The organism is Secundilactobacillus sp. MJ173 (assembly GCF_059704265.1).
The window spans coordinates 1-483 of sequence record NZ_BAAKGN010000015.1; the positions used below are offsets into that span (position 1 = coordinate 1).

The following is a 483-nucleotide window of genomic DNA, read 5'->3' on the forward strand; positions in this document are numbered from 1 at the left end:
ACTGTTTACAGTGCCAGATAGTGTGACTTCTATTGGGACGCATGCCTTTTTCCAAAATCAAATTAGTGAATTGTATTTAGGCACAGGTATTCATACAATTGGCGATTATGCATTTGCTCAGAATAAAATTAGTAAAGTTATGAATAAGTCTAAGAATGATGCTACTAATTATTTAAGTGATCAGCAAGCTAAGGTTACTATCAATGTGCACGCAACAGCCACCCAGATTAAAAATATTCGTGCTGCCATTGCAGATGCTGTTGATGTTACGTTGCCTGATAACTTAACTTTTATCGATAGCCAATGGCAATATGATCCGAAAACGGATACGCTTACTATTCCAAGTGGAGGGACAATGCCTAACCAAGTTACTCTCCAGTTTAGTTCAGCAGGTTACAGTTACTATGGGACGAATAATCTGGTAGTTAATGTTAATCTGGATCAAGAGCAAAGCTCAACTGGACAGCCAGATTTTGCCACTAC

Annotated in this window: 1 protein-coding gene; it reads left to right on the forward strand. The window is 38.3% G+C overall.

Annotated features, from left to right (window positions below; genetic code table 11):
- The coding region (locus AC6H04_RS02305; protein ID WP_497570166.1) for a leucine-rich repeat protein at positions 1-483 on the forward strand (483 nt) is incomplete at both ends.